Raw genomic sequence first — 20,996 nt, 5'->3', positions numbered from 1 at the left:
GGGGGTTAAACGACAGAAAGTGTGTCTGGATTCGGTGATTTGTAGTGGTTGACCTCTAGGTTTCAGAGAAATATATGCTCCGGGAGCATATATTTGGCTCCGGGACGGTAAATCCGCGGTGTGGCAGCAGTGATGTGCTACACGCGGCGTGGTGTGGTGTCGCAATGTCAAAGAACCAACCACGCTGCCACTGCGGCGATGAGATGAAGCGCAACGGCACTACCAGCAAAGGAACTACGAGGTGGCGATGCAAACACTGCGGCGCGTCGAGTGTGAAGCGCCGCAGCGACATCACCAATTCCACGGTTTTTGCCGCCTTCATTGACCACCTGACCACTGGCGCCAGCCTCGATACCATTGCCAGTCGTGTGGGATGCTCACCGCGCACACTGCAACGCCGCTTCGAACCCTTCTGGCTCGTTGACGTACCAGATCCCACCATCGGACATATCGGGCGGGTTTACGACCAGGTGTTTCTAGACGGCACATATACCGCCGGCGGCTGTTTGATCATTGCCGCAACTATCGACCATGTCATCGCCTGGCACTGGTGCAAACACGAAACCACGCGCGACTACCAACGACTTCTCGAGCGCATCGAAGCCCCACTTATCGCCGTTATCGATGGCGGCCAGGGAGCGTTTAGCGCGATCAAAAAGTGCTGGCCCACCACGAAAATCCAGCGTTGCCTCGTCCACGCCCAACGCGTTGTACGCCGCTACACCACCTCACGGCCCCGGACTGATGCCGGGCGCACCATCTACCGACTGGCGCTGAAACTGACCCGGATCACCACCCTGGACCAAGCAGCAGCATGGGGTGCACAACTGCACGAATTCTCCACGATCTACCGTTCCTGGATGGACGAGAAAACCACGGTCAAAGACCCTAAAACAGGTACATGGACCCGCACGTGGACACATCACAACGTGCGCAAGGCCTACAACAGCCTCAACCACCTCTGGCGCTCCGAACTGCTGTTTGTCTACCTCACCCCACCAGAAGGTGTGCTGGAGAAAAACCGGATTAAATCCACCACCAACAGCCTTGAAGGCGGCATCAACTCCCAGATCAAACTACTTGCCAGAACACACCGCGGCAGATCAGGCGAACGACAACGCCGAATGCTGGATTGGTGGCTCTACTTAAAAACCGAACTGCCCGACGATCCAGCACGAATCGCCAGGCAGTCCAACTGGGGCCAGGACCAACTCGCCAAAGTTTCCACCCTGACCCAACACGAGAACCAAGCCGACCACGAAACAGGACGACCAGCCCTCTACGACAACGCTATCGACACCGACTACACCCACTCAATCGGCATCCAGAAAGGCCAAATCTAACCCCCGCGCGACACGCCGAGCCAGACACACATTTTGTCGTTTAACCCGACATCGGCTCGGAAAAACAAAAAAACCGGGAGCGGTGCTCCCGGTTTCGTGGAGGGGATGACGGGAATCGAACCCGCGTCTTCAGCTTGGAAGGCTGAGGTATTAGCCACTATACGACATCCCCATAGACAGAAATCCGGCTTAGACGCTCAATCGCCTCCACCAGACTGTGTCTTGGTACAAGGCATATTAACCCGTTAAAGCGCACATACAAAAATCGATGCCAGGTTTTTCTCGAAGGCTTTAAAGAAAAGTGGCTGTGGCCGGGAAAAACAGAAATTGAAGATAAAGCAACGTGGGGTATGTGAAACAGGCGGATAGCCGTTGATTACACTGTCACACGACTCAACAAAGGGGCAGTCGTTTGAGAGGCTTCTTTGGGGAGTCGGCCGACGAATGGAGTGTTTGCAGTAAACGAGGCCGCCAAAAGCAGTGCCGAGGTGATGTAAACGCCCTGTGATATGCATGGTTTTCATGAAACCAGTAGCAGTTGGCAGGTTGGCTCTCGATGGCGTCGTAAAGCGTTTTCGGACAGAGCATTAGCCTGGTTGAACGCGTGGTTTTGTGATTTCATTAATCGTCAGGTAAATCTATACGGGTCCGTTGTGGAAACGCGATTTCGCGCCTATGAGGGCCCCGGTGCAGATGCTCCAAAGGGGTTTCTGCTAGGTTTCGAATGACGCATACGGGGTATGGCGCAGCTTGGTAGCGCGTCCGCTTTGGGAGCGGAAGGCCGTGGGTTCAAATCCCGCTACCCCGACCAGTATCACGGGCACTCCCGTGGTCTATGAATTAATCATCGAGTTGCAGGAGAGTGCACCAGTGAAGTCTTCCGTTGAGAAGCTCAATGAGACCCGAGTGAAGATTACCGTCGAGGTCCCGTTTGACGAGCTGAAGCCAGAGTTCGACAACGCCTACAAGGCACTGGCTCAGCAGGTCCAGATTCCGGGCTTCCGTAAGGGCAAGGCACCGGCAAAGCTGATTGAGGCCCGCTTCGGCCGCGGCCCAATCCTGGAGCAGGTGCTCAACGACATGGTTCCGTCCCGCTACGACGAGGTCGTTCGCGAGGAGGACCTGAAGGTTATCGGTCAGCCAGAGGTTGACATCACCAAGCTGGAAGACGGCGAGCTCGTTGAGTTCACCGCTGAGGTCGACGTCCGCCCGGAGATTGAGCTGCCGAAGTTCGAGGACATCGCAGTTGAGGTTGACCCGCTGGTCGCCGACGAGGAAGCTGTTGAGGCTGAGCTGCAGAACCTGCTTGCTCGCTTCGGCACCCTGACCGGCGTCGAGCGTGCAGTCGAGAAGGACGACTTCGTCTCCATCGACCTGTCCGCCACTATCGACGGCGAAGAGCTGGAAGAGGCTTCCACCGAGGGTCTGTCCTACCAGGTTGGCTCCGACGACCTGATTGACGGCCTGGACGAGGCTGTTGTTGGCCTGTCCCAGGGCGAGTCCAAGGAGTTCACCACCAAGCTGGTTGCTGGCGAGCACGAGGGCGAGGACGCTCAGGTTACCGTTACCGTTCAGTCGGTCAAGGTCCGCGAGCTGCCGGAAGCTGACGACGACTTCGCTCAGATGGCTTCCGAGTTCGACACCATCGACGAGCTGAAGGAAGACCTGGCTCGCCAGGTTGAGAACACCAAGAAGGGTGAGCAGGCTCAGCAGGTTCGCGACAAGGTTCTGGCTGCCGCTATGGAGCAGACCACCATCGCTCTGCCGGAGGGCGTTGTCAAGGAGCAGGTCGAGGGCCAGCTGCAGCAGCTGCTGGGTCAGTTCGGCGGCGACGAGAAGGTTCTGAACTCCATGCTGGAGGCACAGGGCACCACCCGTGAGCAGTTCGACGAGGACTCCAAGAAGTCCGCTGAGGAAGCTGTCCGCACCCAGCTGTTCCTGGACGCACTGGCTGAAGAGATTAAGCCGGATGTTTCCCAGCAGGAGCTCACCGACCACATCCTGTTCACTGCTCAGTCCTACGGCATGGACCCGAACCAGTTCATCCAGCAGATTCAGCAGTCCGGCCAGCTCGGCAACCTGTTCGCAGACGTTCGCCGCGGCAAGGCTCTGGCTACCTCGATCCTGAAGGCTTCCGCCAAGGACACCGAGGGCAACGAAATCGACCTGAACGAGTACTTCGGTGAGGTCGAGCCGGAGGCTGAGAAGGCTGATTCCGACAAGGCTGAGGACACCTCCGCTGAGTAAGCCCCGCAGTTAGCGCGGCGCGTTCGACATGACGCAACGCTTATAGCGAACAAGGGCCGTTCCCGAAACAAAGGGGCGGCCCTTTTCGTTACCCTCTAATGAACGACAAAACTCGCACACGTACGAAAAAGGAGTACACAGATGAGCGATAACGCCCAGATGTCGACGAACACAGTTTTCGACAAGCTGCTCAAGGAGCGCATTATTTGGCTGGGTGAGCAGGTCGACGACGAGATTGCCAACAAGCTCTGCGGTCAGATGCTGCTCCTGGCAGCCGAGGACCCGGAGTCGGATATCTCGCTGTACATCAACTCCCCGGGCGGCTCCGTCACCGCCGGCATGGCTATTTACGACACCATGCAGTTCGTTCCGTGCGACGTGGCTACCTACGGCATGGGCCTGGCAGCTTCCATGGGCCAGTTCCTGCTCGCCGCAGGTGCTAAGGGCAAGCGGTACGCACTGCCGCACGCTCGCATTATGATGCACCAGCCGTCTGCAGGTATCGGCGGTACCGCATCCGACATCACCATTCAGGCTGAGCAGTTCGCTGCCACCAAGAAGGAAATGGCTCGTCTGATTGCGCAGCACACCGGCCAGCCGGTCGAGCGCATTGAGGAAGACTCGGACCGCGACCGCTGGTTTACCGCAGCTGAGGCTAAGGAGTACGGCCTGGTTGACCACGTCGTGACCGCTCTCAAGGACACCGCACGCTAAAAGCGGACAGTAGCGAAGAATTAGAGGCGAAACAATCAACATGGAGATGAACAATATGCAGATGCCGCAGTCGCGCTACGTGCTTCCTTCTTTCGTGGAGCACTCCAGCTTTGGTGCTAAGGAATCCAACCCGTACAACAAGCTCTTCGAAGAGCGCATTATCTTCCTCGGCTCGCAGGTCGACGACACCGCCGCTAACGACATCATGGCGCAGCTGCTGGTGCTCGAGGGCCTGGACCCGGACCGTGACATCACGATGTACATCAACTCCCCAGGTGGCTCCTTCACCTCGCTGATGGCCATCTACGACACGATGCAGTACGTGCGTCCCGACGTGCAGACGGTGTGCCTGGGCCAGGCTGCCTCCGCGGCCGCCGTGCTGCTCGCTGCGGGTGCACCGGGCAAGCGTGCAGCTCTGCCGAATGCGCGCGTGCTCATTCACCAGCCGGCCACCCAAGGTATCCAGGGCCAGGTTTCCGACCTGGAGATTCAGGCGAACGAGATCGAGCGCATGCGCAAGCTGATGGAGGAGACTCTGGCTCGCCACTCCGGTCGCACTGCGGAGCAGATCCGCAAGGACACCGACCGTGACAAGATTCTGACCGCTGAAGAGGCCGTCGAGTACGGCATCATCGACCAGGTCTTCGAGTACCGCAAGCACAACGCCTAGAGCGTTTGGTTGCATGGCCTTAATCGGAAAGTTTTCAATCCGGTTAAGGCCTTGTTCATTTTTGGGTATGTATTAATACCTAATATCGATTCATGCCTTTTCGACCTGATATCGATGCCCAACAGTTCAGCAGTGATAATTCGGAATTCCAAGTTAGCCGACGTCAAGTTTTGCGTGGCATCTTTCTGTCTGTAGCAGGTGCAGCAACTACTTATTCGGTCTCTTCGTTTTCGAACCTAACGGCCGCTCAAGCTGTAGCTGCAAAACCGGTAACGCCGGGGTCTTTTGAAATACCTATCTTGCCTCTCGGTAAGCGAACCGGTGCACCTGAAGATGCCGGTGAGGACAACATCTCGCTGCCGGGGCAAGGGGCTAGCGAGAATGATCGCGGCGTCGGTAGCGTGCCGGTGGATGACTTCCCAACGGCTTATGATTTCCCATTTGCTCACGGCGTTGCCTCGGGAGACCCACTGCAAGATCGTGTGATTATTTGGACTCGCGTTACGCTTGCAGAGCGAGACCCTAATGGCGCTCCAGGCGCTAATCCCAAAGGTATGAGAATTCCGGTCGATTGGTCAGTGGCCACGGACCGAGAGATGTCCAATGTTGTGGTTTCGGGTACTCAGGAAGCTATTGCTGAGCATGATTGGACGATCAAGGTTGACGTCACTGGACTAGCGCCAGGTAAAACGTACTATTACCAGTTTGTCTCGCAAGGGCAGAAGTCGGTGGTTGGACGCACTCGCACTGCATTTGATGCAGGCATAGACGAAATGCGAATGGCCGTGATGTCCTGTAGCTCCTACTGGTCATCATGGTGGTCTGGCCTTGGTCACCTGGCGAATCGAAACGATCTTGACTTGGTGGTTCACCTGGGGGACTACTTGTACGATTTCATCGATAAGGATGAAATGGTGCGCTCGCGCCCTGGTTTCGACAAGCTTGATCATCCGGATAATCGGGACTGGCTCAATCTGGATGAAGTTCGACGTCGTTATGCCTTGTGGCGCTCGGACGAGAATTTTGCCCGAGCCCATCAACAGCATCCCTGGACCATTATTTGGGACAATCACGATATTGATCCGTTCTACGGAAACCAAGTTGATGTGCCGGAAATTAGTATCGACGAAACCATCACGATTTCAGATACTTTCCGCGCATTTTGGGAGTGGACTCCCTCACGGCCACCGCGTGGTGATGGATCCGGCGAGTTCATGCTGGTAGAGGACTTCTCATACCCAGTGCCGGAGGATCCAGCGCTGGTGTACCGAAAGCTAAAGTTCGGTGATCTCGTTGACATTCATGCCATGGATGCTCAGTCGCTATTGCCGAAGTACGAGTTGCCAGTAGATAACTCACATCTCGATGGTGCGCCTAGTTTGCTTGGCCGTCCCCAGTTCGAATGGTTGGAAAGGGGATTGGCTGATTCTCAGTCGCGCGGCGTTCGCTGGAAAGTTTTAGCTCAGCAGGCTTGGTTCTCGCCAACTGAATTGCCGGATGTTATTCCCGGTCAAGAGGGCCCAAAGTTTGGTCTCAGTCGCTGGTCGGACTACCTGGCGGAAAAGGAAAAACTCATCGCACTGCTGCGAAACGAAGTTAGCAATGCGGTTATGGTTTCCGGAGATGCACATGGAAACCTCGGATCAGATTTGCTGTCGCAATCAGTAGTTGGAGACGGTTACATTTCTGGGTTGCCGGGTACCAATCCACGACCAGGTGCAGAGTCGGGGAATGTGCAGGCAGGAGCGCTCAGGACAACCACGGGTAACAGCGGCACCTTTAATGCCCGTAGGTACAGCGCCGGTGTTGAATTCTGCCCAACATCAATGGGACGTGGAGGCGCAGATGATGCGGTTAGAGGTGTGACAAGTGCTGTCAGTGGAAATTCTCCTGAGGCGCGTATTGCTGCTTTTGCAGCATCTCGCGTAGCTGAGATGGCTCTGTTGAATCTCAATTCGAATGTCCAGTTCATGGAGTGGTCCGATCATGGGTATGGGATCGTCCATTTCGACAGGGAAAAGGCGATATTCGAATTTTGGTGGCAGGACAAATACGAACGCAACGCACCCGACGTCTTGGGCCATCAAATGGTCAGTTGGGCGGACGAGGATCTCGAGCATCCAGTGCCGCGGTATCCGAATCAAATTGACTCTGTAGTGCTCCACGGTCTGCCGATCGAAGCGACGCAGGGCAGTCGTGTTTCCGAGTCAGCGTAGTTTCGGCATGCTGTAGCCGAGACATCGTCTTCGGGTACAGGCGTTGATGCGTCAGTAGCTACGCTGGATAGCGCGAGTGCAATTCAAGTAGTAAACGCCTCGTTTTAAAAGCTTCCTCAGCATCAGGCGTGGGGGCTTCGTTCTGATCGTGAATCTTGGTAGGCTCGTGCGAAGTCATACCGAAATTAATCAGCGGAAAGGCGGCGGCGGGAGCCTCATGGCGCGTATGCAAGAAAGTGCGGATTTGCTGAAATGCTCTTTCTGTGGAAAGAGTCAGAAGCAGGTCAAGAAGCTGATTGCCGGACCTGGTGTGTACATCTGTAATGAGTGCATTGAGCTCTGCAATGAAATCATTGAAGAGGAGCTCAACACCGGCGGCGAGGCAACTGGCAACGACGACCGCCTGCCGCGTCCGATGGAAATTCGCGACTTCCTCGATGAGTACGTAATCGGCCAGGACATGGCGAAGCGCACCCTAGCGGTAGCGGTCTACAACCACTACAAGCGCCTTCGTGCTGCGGAGACCAAGTCGGACAACGACGTCGAGCTGCAAAAGTCGAACATCCTCCTACTGGGGCCGACTGGCTGCGGCAAGACCTACCTCGCGCAGACACTGGCCCGCAAGCTGGACGTGCCGTTCGCAATCGCTGACGCCACCAGCCTGACCGAGGCCGGCTATGTCGGCGAGGACGTGGAGAACATCCTGCTGAAGCTGCTGCAGGCTACTGATTTCGACGTCGAGAAGGCACAGCGCGGCATCATTTACGTCGATGAAATTGACAAGATTTCGCGCAAGTCCGAGAACACCTCCATCACCCGCGATGTCTCCGGTGAAGGTGTGCAGCAGGCGCTGCTGAAGATTCTCGAGGGGACCGTAGCCGCCGTGCCCCCGCAGGGTGGGCGCAAGCTGCCCAACCAGGAGTTCATTCAGTTCGACACCTCTAACGTCCTGTTCATCGTCGCCGGTGCGTTTGCCGGTCTGGAAAAGGTCGTGCAGGAGCGCGTCGGCAAGAAGGGCTTGGGCTTCGGCGCAGATGTCACCTCGGCTAACGACGAGGACATGAAGGATCCATTCCGCGATGTGCTGCCGGAGGACCTCGTTCGATTCGGCCTGATTCCTGAGTTCATTGGCCGCCTGCCCGTTATTGCATCGGTCACCAACCTCGATGAGGACGCGCTGGTTCGTGTGCTCACCGAGCCGAAGAACTCCCTGGTCCGCCAGTACCAGCATCTGTTCGACATGGACGGTGTGCGCCTCACCATCGACGATGAGGCACTGCGCGCCATTGCTGCCAAGGCGATTAGTCGCAATACCGGCGCCCGTGGTCTGCGCGGCATCATGGAAGAAATCTTGGTTCCCGTGATGTTCGAGGTACCAGAGCGTGACGACGTCACGGAGGTCATTGTCCACAAGGAATGCATCACGGACGGTGCAGCGCCGGAGCTCGTTGAACGCAGCGAGGATAAGAAGACTGCGTAAAGTTAGCTAAAAACCCGTAGTAGCCGCTCTAACCGGTTTTTTGATGTCTGTATGGAGCCCTAGTCGTCCATGCCGTAGATGTCGCGGTAATCCGGGGCGTCGTCAGTAGTTAAGTCCTGAGTCTCTGGGTTGGGCTGATCGCCGTAGACCTCTGCGCCAAGCGCGGACGAGTTGGCGCCATGGGAGGCCAGCAGGGAAGTGTACGAGCTGCCCGGTTCGTTGCGAGGCGAGGACGTCAACAGGCTGGTCACAGTGTCCTGAGCGAACTCACGCAGCTTGTCCGACAGCACTGTCGACTGCATTTCAATGCCGTAGAGGTTTTCAAAAGTCCGCTGGTGCAGGGTGGGGAAGGTGGCCAGCGACAGCACGAGAATATAAAGATCAAGGGCGGAAATATCAGTGCGGAATGCACCGTAATCGCGGCCGAGCAACAAGATGCGGTCAAACTCCAAAACAATGGGGCTCTGACCACCAAGGCCAGTCACGCCTTCTAGCGGCAGTACCGGGTGCAGGTTTTCCTGGATGATGAACCGCACGGCGAGCGGGTTCGCCGAGAAATAGTCGTAGATAACGCCGACTACATGCTGCAGGGCTTCCACCGGCACATTGGAGTGCGGACGCAGGGCGTCGTCGTCAGGCCTTACGGTCTCCAGTACATGTGCCCACGTCGCCCTGTAGAGTCCCAACTTGTCACCGCAGTGGTAGTGAAGCATGCGCTTGGAGACCCCAGAGGCGGCAGCAATGGCATCCAAACGGGCATCTGCATACCCCTTTGCGGTGAATTCTTGAAGTGCTGCCACCAAGACTGCATGGGGGATTGCATCAGAGGAGCCTGGAGACTTCATGAAAATCCTTTGCTTGGACTAGAGGGCGACTACGGGGTTTGGGCTATCTAACGGGGGTGAAATTGCTCGGTCGCGGACTTCTTTCTAGTGAAATGAGTACACGACCGTAAGTCATGCCTAATGCTATCCGTTTTTCAGAATCGGCCTGAGCGCATCGCCCCCGTCTGCGCCAATTCTGTAGTCGCATTAGAGTGGGCAGCGAATTGATTCTCTCTCGAGAAAGGCCTGTAGTGAACAAGACTCCCGTAAAGGTTGCAGTTACCGGCGCCGCCGGACAGATCGCTTACTCCCTGCTCTTCCGCATTGCCAGCGGTTCGGTTTTCGGCCCTGAGACCCCGGTTGAGTTGAATCTGCTGGAGATCACTCCGGCGCTGCACGCCACCGAAGGCGTCGCCATGGAGCTGTTTGACTCCGCCTTCCCGCTTCTGACTGGCATCAACATCACCGATGATCCGGCAAAGGCATTCGACGGTGCCAACGCCGCATTCCTGGTCGGTGCAAAGCCGCGCGGCAAGGGCGAGGAGCGCTCCGCACTGCTGGGCGCCAACGGCAAGATCTTCGGCCCGCAGGGTGCCGCTCTGAACGATCACGCAGCAGACGACATCAAGGTTCTGGTTGTCGGCAACCCGGCCAACACCAACACCATGATTGCCGCATCCCACGCTAAGGACATCCCGGCAGAGCGCTTCACCGCCATGATGCGCCTGGATCACAACCGCTCCCTGTCCCAGCTGTCGGAAAAGATTGGTGTTCCGACCACTGAGATCAAGAACATGATCGTCTGGGGTAACCACTCCGCCGACCAGTTCCCGGACATCACCTACGCCACCGCCGCAGGCGAGAAGGTCTCCGACAAGGTTGACGCTGCATGGGTCGAGCAGGACTTCATCCCTCGTGTCGCCAAGCGTGGCGCAGAGATCATCGAGGTACGCGGTTCCTCCTCTGCAGCTTCCGCTGCAGCTGCCGCAGTTGACCATATGCGCGACTGGGTAATGGGTACCCCAGAGGGCGATTGGGTCTCTGTCGCACTTCCGTCCGACGGCTCCTACGGCATCGACGAGGGCCTGGTCGCTGGTGTTCCGTGCTACGCCAAGGACGGCGAGTGGGTTCGCGTTGAGGGTCTGGACCTCTCTGAGGTTCAGCGCGCTGGCATCGAGCGCAACGTCAAGGCACTGCGCGAAGAGCGCGACGCAGTTAAGGACCTGCTGGCCTAAGGGCTGGTCAACGGCCGTTTAGAGGCGCTCTCTTGTGATGATTTCACAAGAGAGCGCTTTTATTTTGTGCGGTAATCGCCGGTTGGCTCGGGACGTGAGTAAAGCTTGAATTCGGCGGTGCGTAAGTCGCCGATAGCAGATATGGGTTGGGGCGCAAGGGTCGTCGTAAAGCCCCTGGAAAAACAAATCCGGGCAAGGCGCTAAGATGTGACGCGTGACTGAGAACAACGTGGACCTAAACAGAGCAGATAAGTTGCCCAAGTCGTGGAACCCGGCTGACGTGGAGTCGGACCTGTACCAGGGCTGGGTAGACGCTGGCTATTTCGAGGCTGATCCGTCTAGCTCCAAGCCGGCTTACTCTATTGTGCTGCCCCCGCCGAATGTGACGGGTCAGCTGCACATGGGCCACGCACTGGACCACACTTTGATGGATGCGCTGGTGCGCCGTAAGCGCATGCAGGGCTACGAGGTGCTGTGGCTGCCGGGTATGGACCACGCGGGTATCGCAACGCAGACCAAGGTCGAGGCGATGCTGAAGGATTCCGAAGGCAAGGACCGCTTCGATTATGGCCGCGAGGAATTCGTGGAGAAGGTCTGGGAGTGGAAGCACGATTACGGCGGACGTATCGGCAACCAGATGCGCCAGATTGGTGACTCCCTGGATTGGTCCCGTGAGCGCTTCACTCTGGACGAGGGCCTGTCCCGTGCGGTTCAGACGATTTTTAAGGAACTGTTTGACCGCGGCCTAATCTACCGCGCCAAGCGCATGGTCAACTGGTCGCCGGTGCTGCAGACCGCAATCTCGGATATTGAGGTCAAGTACGAGGACGCTGAAGGCGAGCTCGTCTCCTTCCGCTACGGCGATGGGGAAGACTCCATTGTTGTGGCGACGACTCGTGTGGAGACGATGCTGGGCGACGTGGCAATTGCCGTGCACCCGGAGGATGAGCGCTACACGCACCTGGTGGGCAAGGTTTTGGACCACCCGTTCCGCGAGGACCTGAAGATTCAGGTCATCGCCGATGACTATGTGGACCGCGAGTTCGGTACCGGTGCGGTGAAGATCACGCCGGCACACGATCCGAATGACTTCGCCATGGGCCAGCGCCACGACCTGGATATGCCGGAGGTCATCGACACCACTGGCCGTATCTTCAACACTGGCACGCGTTTCGACGGCATGGATCGTGCGGAAGCCCGTACTGCGCTGACGGAGGCGCTGCGTGAGCAGGGGCGCATTGTCAAGGAGGTCCGCCCGTACGTTCACTCGGTTGGCCACTCGGAGCGCTCGGGTGAGCCGATTGAGCCGCTGCTGAGCCTGCAGTGGTTCGTTAAGGTCGATGAGCTGGCCAAGATGTCCGGCGATGCTGTTCGCGAGGGCGACACGGTTATTCACCCGGCTTCGCAGGAGCCGCGCTGGTTCGACTGGGTCGATGACATGCACGACTGGTGTATTTCGCGTCAGCTGTGGTGGGGCCACCGCATCCCGATCTGGTACGGCCCGAATGGCGAGGTCGTCTGTGTCGGCCCGGATGATGAGGCTCCGACAGGCGAGGGCTGGACGCAGGATCCGGACGTTTTGGATACCTGGTTCTCCTCCGCGCTGTGGCCGTTCTCCACGATGGGTTGGCCGGAAGCCACCCCAGAGCTGGAGAAGTTCTACCCGACATCCGTGCTGGTCACCGGCTACGACATTCTGTTCTTCTGGGTCGCGCGCATGATGATGTTTTCGACCTTTGCTGCCAACCTGCCTGATTCACCGCTGGGTAAGGGCCGCGACGGCCGACCGCAGGTGCCGTTCAAGGATGTCTTCCTGCACGGTCTGGTCCGCGATGAGCAGGGCCGCAAGATGTCGAAGTCTCTCGGCAACGGCATTGACCCGCTGGACTGGGTGCGTGACTACGGTGCGGACGCACTTCGCTTTACGCTGGCTCGTGGCGCTAACCCGGGCTCTGACCTGCCGGTTGGTAACGACGCCGCTCAGAGCTCCCGTAACTTCGCTACCAAGCTGTTCAACGCCACCCGCTTTGCGCTGATGAACGGTGCCCACATGGGCGAACTGCCGGACCGTGACCAGCTCACCGACACCGACCGCTGGATTCTGGACCGCCTGGAACAGGTCCGCGCTGAGGTTGACTCTGCGCTGGATAGGTACGAGTTCTCCAAGGCCAACGAGGCCCTCTACCACTTCGCATGGGACGAGGTCTGTGACTGGTACCTGGAGATGACAAAGGTCGACTTCCCACGCCTGAACGACGGCGAAACCATGACCGAGGAGCAGGCCGCCCGCGCCGCCTCCACACGTCTGGTTCTCGGCCGTGTTCTGGATACGCTGCTGCGTCTGCTGCACCCGTCCATGCCGTTCGTCACGGAGACGCTGTGGAAGGCGCTTACCGACGGCGCGGAGGGCTTCGAGGACTCTCTGGTTATTTCCGCCTGGCCGGACGCAACCATGACCACCGATGGCGCTGCTGTCGACGAGGTTGCCGCACGTCGTATTGCCGATGCCCAGAAGTTGGTCACCGAGCTGCGTCGTTTCCGCAATGACCAGGGGGTGAAGCCGTCGCAGCGCGTGCCGGCACGCATGAACCTAGTGGATGCAGATTTGGCTGCTCAGGAAGAGATGATTCGTTCGCTGGCTCGTGCTGAGGCACCGGAGGATGGATTCACCGCTACCGCTTCCATTGAGGTGCGCCTGTCTCAGGCCACGGTCCTGATCGAGCTGGATACCTCCGGCACTGTCGACGTGGCCGCTGAACGCAAGCGCCTGGAAAAGGACCTGGCCAAGGCGGAGAAGGAACTGGCCGGCACCGAGAAGAAGCTCGGCAACGAGGCCTTCCTGTCCAAGGCTCCGGAGCAGGTCGTGGAGAAGATTAAGACTCGCCACCAGTTCGCACTGGAGGAGATTGACCGTATTAAGGCTCGTTTGGAGGGACTTCCGCAGGCATGACCGATCCACGGGATGCTGAACCACGTGATGAGGCCGCAGGCGAGATTCGTTTGAGTCTTGGCGGCGAGGACGATTCGGTGACGCAGGAAGAGTCTGCGGTGCGAGAGGAGTCCACTGCAGCGCCTGAGTTTGAATTCGATCCGGCTGACTCTCAGATCGTCGAGGACCTCGAACCTCGCGAAATCGCCGGTGTGATGGCCGATGACCGCATGCCCGATGACATGCGCCTCGGTGAGGTCTCCGTGTCCGAGGAAGGCCTGAGCCTGCCCGTCGATGTGGATCGCCCAGTCAACGATCCGGCCCCGCTGGAGGCCACCGCAGAGGAGCTGCGCGAGCTTGCAGAGGTGGAAGCCGAGCTGGATCAGCGCTGGCCGGAGACCAAAATTGACCCGTCGCTCGAGCGGATCGAGATGCTGATGGACATCCTTGGCCATCCCGAGCGTGCCACTCCGGTCATTCACGTTGCCGGCACGAATGGCAAGACTTCCACTGTGCGCATGATTGAGTCGCTGGTGCGCGCTCTCGGTCGTCGCACCGGCCGCACCACCAGTCCCCATCTGCAGCTGGTTACCGAGCGCATCGCCATCGATGGCCAGCCCATCCATCCACGCGATTACGTGCGCATCTGGCGCGAGATTCAGCCCTACGTGGAAATGGTTGACGCCAAGTCCGCCGAAAAGGGCGGCCCGCAGATGAGCAAGTTCGAGGTCCTCACGGCCATGGCCTACGCTGCCTTCGCCGACGCTCCTGTCGATGTTGCCGTGGTGGAAGTCGGCATGGGCGGCACATGGGATGCGACCAACGTGGTGGAGGCCGACGTGGCAGTCATCTGCCCAATCGGTCTCGATCACACGGAGTACCTCGGCGATACCCTGGCTGAAATCGCTTCTGAGAAGGCCGGCATCATCAAGTCGCGGTGGAATAAGGACGACTTGCTCACGCCACCGGACAATGTCGCCATTGTTGGCGAGCAGGAACCGGAAGCAATGGACGTCGTTTTGCGCCGTGCCGTGGAAATGGACGCCTCCGTCGCCCGTGCTGGGGTTGAGTACGGTGTCGTTAGTCATCAGCTGGCTGTCGGCGGGCAGAACCTGACGCTCAAGGGTCTGGTCGGCGAGTATGACGACATCCATCTGCCGCTGCACGGTCCGCATCAGGCGCGTAACGCCGCCACAGCACTAGCCGCGGTGGAGGCGTTCTTCGGCGCAGGTCCGGGGCGTCCGCTCAACATTGATGCGGTTCGCGAAGGCTTTGCGACGGTCGCCTCACCCGGCCGCCTGGAGCGCGTGCGCTCGACCCCGACGGTGTTCATCGATGCCGCCCACAATCCTCACGGTGCCCGTGCGCTACGCACGGCCCTCTCCGCTGAGTTCGACTTCCGCCGTGTCATCGGTGTGCTGTCGGTGTTGGGGGAGAAGGATGCTCGTGGGCTGCTGGTTGAGCTGGAGCCGTACTTCGAAGAAGTGGTAATCACCCAGAACACCTCGCCGCGTGCGCTGCACTACGACGACCTGGCTGACCTTGCGGAGGAGATTTTCGGCGAGGAGCGTGTGCATCGCGTACCGACTCTGCCGTCCGCCGTTGAGCTAGCTGTCGCGCTGGCTGAGGAAACCGACACCGGTGACGGTATTGTCTCTGGTTCCGGTGTGATCGTCACTGGATCTGTTGTTACCGCGGGCGAGGCCCGGACACTATTTGGAAAGGACCCGCAATGAGTGAATCTCAGGCGAGCCAGCCACAGGGCAATGGCGCGGAGGATTACACCGCTGCCGACCGCGAGGCCCTGCGCGCCTATCGCGAGGGCCGTGACCTGAGTGAGGGCGGCAAGTACGGTCCGCTCGGTGCGGGACACGATCCGGCTAAGGACCCGCTGAAGGGGCTGCGTGGTGTCATGGCCGGCACGCTGATTATGCAGGCTATCTCGGTGCTGCTTGGTCTGACTGTGGTCACACGCATTCCCGACGGCCAGATTAACCAGACCTTCTCGGTTACGTACATCACCATCCTGGGCCTGGCTCTGATTGCGATGGCTTTCCTGCAGAAGCAGCCCTGGGCGCTGAAGGCCAACATTGTGCTGCAGGTTTTTGGTGTGTTGGCTATTTTCACACACGTGTCTATGGGCGTGGTGGGTATCGTCTTCGCACTAGTGTGGGCCTACATTCTGCACCTGCGGAAGAACCTCATCCAACGAATGGAGCGCGGTCTGTTGACCACCCAGCACTCGTAAACCTCCCGCGCTCGTAGTCGCGACTTTCACCCCGCTGTACCACCACTCCGGTGCAGCGGGGTTTGTCATAGTATGATGCTCACCATGACTGAACGTACTCTTATTCTGATTAAGCCGGACGGCGTTTCCCGCGGTCTGGTCGGCGAAGTTATCTCCCGCATCGAGCGCAAGGGCCTGAAGCTGGTCGCGCTTGACCTCCGTGTTGCTGACGAGGCAACTGCGAAGGAGCACTACGCAGAGCACGTCGATAAGCCGTTCTTTGGTGAGCTGGTTGATTTCATCACCTCTGCACCGCTGGTCGCTGGTGTTATCGAGGGCCCGAACGCAATCGCTGCTTGGCGTCAGCTCGCTGGCGGCACCAACCCGGTTGAGGCCGCAACCCCGGGCTCCATCCGCGGTGACTTCGCACTTGAGGTTGCTAACAACGTTGTTCACGGTTCCGATTCTCCGGAGTCCGCTGAGCGCGAGATTGGTATTTGGTTCCCGAACCTCTAAGCGTTGGCGGTTCAGCATTGACACGTAAGCGTTGAACTGGCGCCGAACTGAGCAAGCAAATTGTTTGCCGGTTCGGCGCTTTTTGCTTGTCGACGACCGTGGAGTGGCTCTTTAGCGGGCTGCAAATGTGAATGCGGGCAAGGGCTGCAAATGTGAAACTGCGTGAGTTTATGACACTTTCAGACGGTAGGTTCAGGCAATTTTTGTCATAAACGCAGTCAGTAACTCGGATTGGCCTGCCGTCGTCAATGTCGGTGCGCGCCACCTGCGCGATATGTGCGACAATGGACAGCAGCAGTAGTGCCCGGGAGTTCGCTCCGGCGGATTGAATAGTTCGCATGTGATCGCTGAATCCCCGAGTCAGCCGGAAGGCCTGCCAATAAGACTTTCATAATTGTTCATCGTTTTCGGCCCTCTATCTGCGCGTATGGTGCAAATGAAGTGGCTGTCGCAATATCGTTGCTCCGCCTGGTTCCCAAGGCCGCAACGGGACGTACACGCACATGGAATGACAAAACGTGCGCTTCCTGTTGCTGGGTTTTGCATGGTGGGGTGTCAAGGAGAAACAAATACAGTGGCAAATTTCAGCCAGGATGTTGTCGCTAAGGCACGCGAATTTGATCGTGAATCAGCGGCTCTGAAAACCCGAGTCCACCACCTGGCCAAGAGCTTGGGGTTGACCTCGAAGGAAACCATCGAAGCACTGGGGCACGCGGGGATTGTCGTAAAGTCCGCAGCGTCCACCATTAATCAAAATCAGCTCGACGCAGTGCTGAATTTCATCGGCGATCATCCAGAGGATGCCTCGCTTAACGACGGATCCGCTGCGACCAAGCCAACCGGCGAAGAGCCGGCCGCGAAGGAAAAGCAGTCGGTAGGTAAGCCGAACGCGGCGAATGAGAAGTTGGACGAGCAAACCGCAGCGAAGTCCGAGAAGAAGCCAGCTGCTAAGAAGAACAGCAAGAAGTCGGCTGCGAAGAAGGCCACAAAGAAGGCTGCACCGAAGACAGAAAAGAAGGCCGACCAGAAGGCAGCCAAGAGCGAAGCTAAGTCGGACGCAGCGCCTGCTGAGGAAGTGACCGAGAAGAAGGACACCAAGAAGGCCTCGAACTCGGTCGTCGAGGAAGCTGTTGAGGCTGTAGTTCAGTCGTCGTCGAAGAAGGCTGCCGATAAAAAGGCCGCCGATAAGAATGCTTCCGACACTGTAGCTGACACCGTAGCCGAGACCGCTGAGAAAACTTCCGCCGAAGCACCTGCTGCAAAGAGCGCTGCAGTGACCACACGTCGTGGTCGCCGAGTTCGCCGTGCGGTCCGCACGACCAGCGCTCCAGCAGCAGAGGAAGCTCAGGAAGCGCAAGGACCGCAGGATACGCAGGATACACAGGCAACTCAGGGCGAAGCCCTGCAGGACATCGAGCCGCCGGTAGTCCCGGAGCCGCCGGTTGCGGAAGAGCAGACCGCGTTTGCGCCTATCTTCCTGGCTCCGCAGGCTGTCCCGGCCACGGCCAAGAATTTGGCCACCGAGGATGCAGCTTCGGCTGATAGCGGTGCCTCCAACCAGGGCACCGATGACAACGCGGGGGAGGGGCAGGACGGCTCGTCATCAAGCGAAACGGAGCGTCAGCCGCGCCCGCGTCGTCGCCGTCGTGGACGTGGGCGTCGTAATGATGAGGCTCAGCAGGCGGAGAAGACCACCGAAAACGCAGAGCGCGAAGAGGAGGAAACCCGCGAAGAGGTCGAGGAGCCGCAGGCGATTAAGGGGTCGACTCGCCTGGAGGCGCAGCGCCGTCGCCGTATCGAGCGTCGTGAGGAGTCGCGCAAGCGCCACGTGATCTCGGAGGCTGAGTTCCTGGCACGCCGTGAGTCGGTGGAGCGCACGATGGTGGTGCGTGAGCGCAAGCGCCATGACCACGCGGGCATTGTCACTGAGGTGGGCGTGCTGGAAGATGACCTGTTGGTCGAGCACTTCGTTACCTCTGACACGCAGACCACGCAGATCGGCAATATCTACCTCGGTCGCGTGCAGAACGTCCTGCCCAGCATGGAAGCGGCGTTCATCGATATCGGAACCGACCGCAACGGTGTCATTTACGTAGGTGACCTGAACTGGAAGCTGCTGGGCACGAAGTCGCGTTCGCGCAAGATTGAACACGCGCTAAAGGCTGGCGACCAGATTTTGGTCCAGGTATCCAAGGACCCGATTGGTCACAAGGGTGCGCGTCTGACCACCCACATTTCGATGGCTGGTCGATTCCTGGTGTACGTGCCGGGCGGTCGGAGTGCGGGTATTTCCCGCAAGCTGCCGGAGCCGGAGCGCAAGCGCCTGAAGTCGATTCTGAGTGAGGTTACGCCGGAGGGGTCGGGCACGATTATCCGCACCGCCGCCGAGGGCGTGTCCAAGGAGGCCATCGAGGCCGACATTAAGCGCCTGGAGTCGCAGTGGCAGGAGATCTGGGAAGCCTCCGAGGCGGCGAAGGCGAAGCGCGGAGCAAAGCCGATCGCGCTGTACGAAGAGCCGGACATGCTGGTCAAGGTCGTCCGCGACGTCTTCAACGAGGACTTCTCGCGTCTCGTGGTGGAGGGCGACCGTCCGTGGAACACAGTGACGGACTACATCGGCGACCTGGCACCGGAGCTGGAGCCGCGTCTGCAGCGCTACTTCGCCAAGGAGCACGGCGGCGCTGATGTCTTCGAGCACTTCCGCATCGATGAGCAGCTGGCCAAGGCACTCGACCGCAAGGTCTGGCTGCCTTCGGGCGGCACGCTGGTCATCGACCGCACCGAGGCTATGACGGTCATCGACGTCAACACCGGTAAATTCACCGGCGCTGGCGGAAACCTGGAAGAGACGGTCACTCGCAACAATCTGGAGGCCGCTGAGGAGATCGTCCGCCAGATGCGTCTGCGCGATCTGGGCGGCATGATTGTCGTCGATTTCATCGACATGGTGCTGCCGGAAAACCAGGATTTGGTGCTGCGCCGTCTGAAGGAGGCACTCGGCCGCGACCGCTCGCGTCACGAGGTCTCCGAGGTTACCTCGCTCGGTCTCGTCCAGATGACGCGCAAGCGTCTGGGCACAGGCCTGCTGGAGACCTTCTCCACGCCGTGTAGCTGCTGTAATGGCCGCGGTCTGATTATCCACATCGACCCGGTCGAGCAGGACAATCAGGGGCGTGGTCACAAGAACGGTCGCCGCAACGAAGAGCAGGGTAAGTCCAAGCGCCGCAACAAGTCGCGCTCGGAGCACAATCCGGCCAACCACCCGGCCGCGCTGGCCATGCACCGCAATCAGGGCGACCAGGCAGGCTCTTCCACGGCAACGCTTGACGACGACGCGGAGACCAACCAGCGCGATAGAGACGCAGCCGACAAGCGTGTCGCAGCTGCTGTCGAAGCTGTCATCGTCTCTTCTGAGAACGATGAGCCGAAGCCGCCGCGTCGTCGCCGGGTTCGTAAGAGCCAGAGCCGAGATGATGAGCAGCGACAGAACGGCCGTGGCCGTCAGGAGCGCCGCGAGCGTAATGAGCAATCGGACAACTCCAATGACCTAGCTGCTCTGGCGGCCGCGGCTGTTGCGGAAGCCCGCGAGAAGGATCCAGAGGAGCCGTCGGATGACCGTTACATGCCGAAGGAGGGACAGCGCCGCCGCCGTCGGGCTACGCGTCGTCGCGCCGTTCGCCGTACGGCTGTGGATGAGACCACTGCGCCTCAGGCCGAGTCCCAGACAGCTTCCACCACAGATGTGCGGGAGCCAGCCAAGGATGACAAGGGCGGCAACGCTAACAAGGCCGCTAAAGCTGCGGCCGCAGAGTCCCAGACCTATGAGGAGGCCAAGGAGGCGTTCGAGCGTTCCCCACGCCGCCGTCGTCCGACTCGCGGTAACTCCCGGTCGGATCGCGCACCGCGTCGCGAGGACTTCGAGTCCGCTAAGCCAAAGGCAGACGCTGAAGGCAGCAAGGGTGGAGATCGTGCGAAAGACAACCGCGATGACAGCAACCGCAGCGCCAACCGCAGTGGCGGTAGCCGTCGCTCGGGCAAGTCGCGGGTTGAAGTGGTAGCGGTTCAGGGCACGGGAGCTCGCCGTAATCGCCGTCGGGCGGTGCGCAGGGTCTCGTCGCAAAGCGATGCCGGAGCGACTGCGCCGAAGCAGCGACAGAGCGCTTCCAACCGCACTACTAAGCCAGAGCGGAAGCAGGCTAATCGCGGTGGCTCGGTGCCGGAGACGAAACCGCTCAATCGTCGCCGCCGCGTGCGTCGTGCGGTGCGCCGAAGCGGCCAGAACTAGGTATCAAAAATCTGGGATAAGGCCAGATAGGGAGCTACTTTCCACTTCCTGAAGCGGGGAGTGGAAAGTGGCTTCGGAAACTGCCCGAGAAGACCGTGAAAACCAATGGGGGACAGGGTCTTACTCGGGCAGTTTGTAATTTAGGGGGATTTTTCGCTACTCTTGACCAGTCGCTGATTAGTAGGCGTATCTGGTCATGCCCACTGGTGCTTGAGGCGCTGGTGGTAAGGAAACGGCCAGAGCGGGGAAATCTACTCGGATTTGGCTTTCGGGTATGCCCCTGAAGTGTTCTGCACACGCAACTAATCGC

General features: G+C 59.0%; 13 protein-coding genes and 2 tRNA genes. 13 read left to right on the top strand and 2 right to left on the bottom strand.

Annotation, left to right across the window (positions count from 1 at the left end):
- The first annotated feature begins 164 nt into the window (after window positions 1–164).
- Window positions 165–1,343 (top strand): IS256-like element IS3507 family transposase, encoded by a 1,179-nt coding sequence (locus tag CORAM0001_RS09085; protein WP_040361790.1) that lies wholly within the window; start codon window positions 165–167, stop codon window positions 1,341–1,343.
- Between the two features lie 97 nt (window positions 1,344–1,440).
- Here the strand turns inward: CORAM0001_RS09085 and CORAM0001_RS09080 are convergent.
- Window positions 1,441–1,515: transfer RNA gene (locus tag CORAM0001_RS09080), tRNA-Gly, on the bottom strand.
- Window positions 1,516–2,077: 562 nt separating this feature from the next.
- Here CORAM0001_RS09080 and CORAM0001_RS09075 point away from each other — a divergent pair.
- The 6 genes from CORAM0001_RS09075 (at window position 2,078) to clpX (ending at window position 8,670) form a co-directional block, all read left to right on the top strand.
- Window positions 2,078–2,154: transfer RNA gene (locus tag CORAM0001_RS09075), tRNA-Pro, on the top strand.
- Window positions 2,127–3,590, top strand: coding sequence for a trigger factor (tig, locus tag CORAM0001_RS09070; protein ID WP_005511546.1), 1,464 nt, complete (start codon window positions 2,127–2,129; stop codon window positions 3,588–3,590). The genes CORAM0001_RS09075 and tig overlap by 28 nt, the downstream gene beginning before the upstream one ends.
- Before the next feature lie 141 nt (window positions 3,591–3,731).
- Complete coding sequence (locus CORAM0001_RS09065; RefSeq protein ID WP_005511512.1) at window positions 3,732–4,304, top strand: ATP-dependent Clp protease proteolytic subunit; 573 nt, start codon at window positions 3,732–3,734, stop codon at window positions 4,302–4,304.
- 46 nt (window positions 4,305–4,350) lie between these two features.
- Entirely contained in the window at window positions 4,351–4,974 is a 624-nt protein-coding gene (locus CORAM0001_RS09060; RefSeq protein ID WP_369707172.1) for an ATP-dependent Clp protease proteolytic subunit, read from the top strand.
- 92 nt (window positions 4,975–5,066) lie between these two features.
- Window positions 5,067–7,190 carry an alkaline phosphatase D family protein gene (locus CORAM0001_RS09055; protein WP_100066823.1) on the top strand — a complete coding sequence of 708 codons (2,124 nt, stop codon included), beginning with the start codon at window positions 5,067–5,069 and terminating at the stop codon, window positions 7,188–7,190.
- 217 nt (window positions 7,191–7,407) lie between these two features.
- On the top strand, window positions 7,408–8,670 hold the full coding sequence (gene clpX / locus CORAM0001_RS09050; RefSeq protein ID WP_040361775.1) for an ATP-dependent Clp protease ATP-binding subunit ClpX: 1,263 nt from the start codon (window positions 7,408–7,410) through the stop codon (window positions 8,668–8,670).
- A 59-nt stretch (window positions 8,671–8,729) separates the two neighbouring features.
- Here clpX and CORAM0001_RS09045 read toward each other — a convergent pair whose 3' ends face one another.
- A complete protein-coding gene (locus CORAM0001_RS09045; RefSeq protein WP_005511545.1) occupies window positions 8,730–9,515 on the bottom strand; it encodes a TetR/AcrR family transcriptional regulator in 786 nt (261 codons plus the stop codon).
- 230 nt (window positions 9,516–9,745) lie between these two features.
- Here CORAM0001_RS09045 and CORAM0001_RS09040 point away from each other — a divergent pair, with 230 nt between their 5' ends.
- The 6 genes from CORAM0001_RS09040 (at window position 9,746) to CORAM0001_RS09015 (ending at window position 20,686) form a co-directional block, all read left to right on the top strand.
- Complete coding sequence (locus CORAM0001_RS09040) at window positions 9,746–10,729, top strand: malate dehydrogenase (RefSeq protein ID WP_005511521.1); 984 nt, start codon at window positions 9,746–9,748, stop codon at window positions 10,727–10,729.
- Window positions 10,730–10,943: 214 nt separating this feature from the next.
- Window positions 10,944–13,679 (top strand): valine--tRNA ligase, encoded by a 2,736-nt coding sequence (locus CORAM0001_RS09035; RefSeq protein WP_005511522.1) that lies wholly within the window; start codon window positions 10,944–10,946, stop codon window positions 13,677–13,679.
- 209 nt (window positions 13,680–13,888) lie between these two features.
- Window positions 13,889–15,394 carry a bifunctional tetrahydrofolate synthase/dihydrofolate synthase gene (folC, locus tag CORAM0001_RS09030; protein ID WP_425265868.1) on the top strand — a complete coding sequence of 502 codons (1,506 nt, stop codon included), beginning with the start codon at window positions 13,889–13,891 and terminating at the stop codon, window positions 15,392–15,394.
- Entirely contained in the window at window positions 15,391–15,906 is a 516-nt protein-coding gene (locus CORAM0001_RS09025; protein ID WP_005511507.1) for a DUF4233 domain-containing protein, read from the top strand. The genes folC and CORAM0001_RS09025 overlap by 4 nt, the downstream gene beginning before the upstream one ends.
- Window positions 15,907–15,990: 84 nt before the next feature.
- A complete protein-coding gene (gene ndk / locus CORAM0001_RS09020; protein ID WP_038629458.1) occupies window positions 15,991–16,401 on the top strand; it encodes a nucleoside-diphosphate kinase in 411 nt (136 codons plus the stop codon).
- A 574-nt stretch (window positions 16,402–16,975) separates the two neighbouring features.
- Complete coding sequence (locus CORAM0001_RS09015) at window positions 16,976–20,686, top strand: translation initiation factor IF-2 N-terminal domain-containing protein (protein ID WP_005511508.1); 3,711 nt, start codon at window positions 16,976–16,978, stop codon at window positions 20,684–20,686.
- The last annotated feature ends 310 nt before the right edge of the window (window positions 20,687–20,996 follow it).

This window comes from Corynebacterium amycolatum SK46, from assembly GCF_000173655.1.
GTDB classification, from domain to species: Bacteria; Actinomycetota; Actinomycetes; order Mycobacteriales; family Mycobacteriaceae; genus Corynebacterium; species Corynebacterium amycolatum_A.
Note: the sequence above shows the minus strand (reverse complement) of the source record. Positions and strands in the feature narration are given on the sequence as shown.

What these genes read in the sequence shown, in the direction of transcription:
- CORAM0001_RS09085 (WP_040361790.1), top strand. Translation starts at nt 165, where the DNA reads ATGTCAAAGAACCAACCACGCTGCCACTGCGGCGATGAGATGAAGCGC.
- CORAM0001_RS09065 (WP_005511512.1), top strand. Translation starts at nt 3,732, where the DNA reads ATGAGCGATAACGCCCAGATGTCGACGAACACAGTTTTCGACAAGCTG.
- CORAM0001_RS09060 (WP_369707172.1), top strand. Translation starts at nt 4,351, where the DNA reads ATGAACAATATGCAGATGCCGCAGTCGCGCTACGTGCTTCCTTCTTTC.
- CORAM0001_RS09055 (WP_100066823.1), top strand. Translation starts at nt 5,067, where the DNA reads ATGCCTTTTCGACCTGATATCGATGCCCAACAGTTCAGCAGTGATAAT.
- clpX (WP_040361775.1), top strand. Translation starts at nt 7,408, where the DNA reads ATGGCGCGTATGCAAGAAAGTGCGGATTTGCTGAAATGCTCTTTCTGT.
- CORAM0001_RS09045 (WP_005511545.1), bottom strand. Translation starts at nt 9,515, where the DNA reads ATGAAGTCTCCAGGCTCCTCTGATGCAATCCCCCATGCAGTCTTGGTG.
- folC (WP_425265868.1), top strand. Translation starts at nt 13,889, where the DNA reads ATGCCCGATGACATGCGCCTCGGTGAGGTCTCCGTGTCCGAGGAAGGC.
- CORAM0001_RS09025 (WP_005511507.1), top strand. Translation starts at nt 15,391, where the DNA reads ATGAGTGAATCTCAGGCGAGCCAGCCACAGGGCAATGGCGCGGAGGAT.
- ndk (WP_038629458.1), top strand. Translation starts at nt 15,991, where the DNA reads ATGACTGAACGTACTCTTATTCTGATTAAGCCGGACGGCGTTTCCCGC.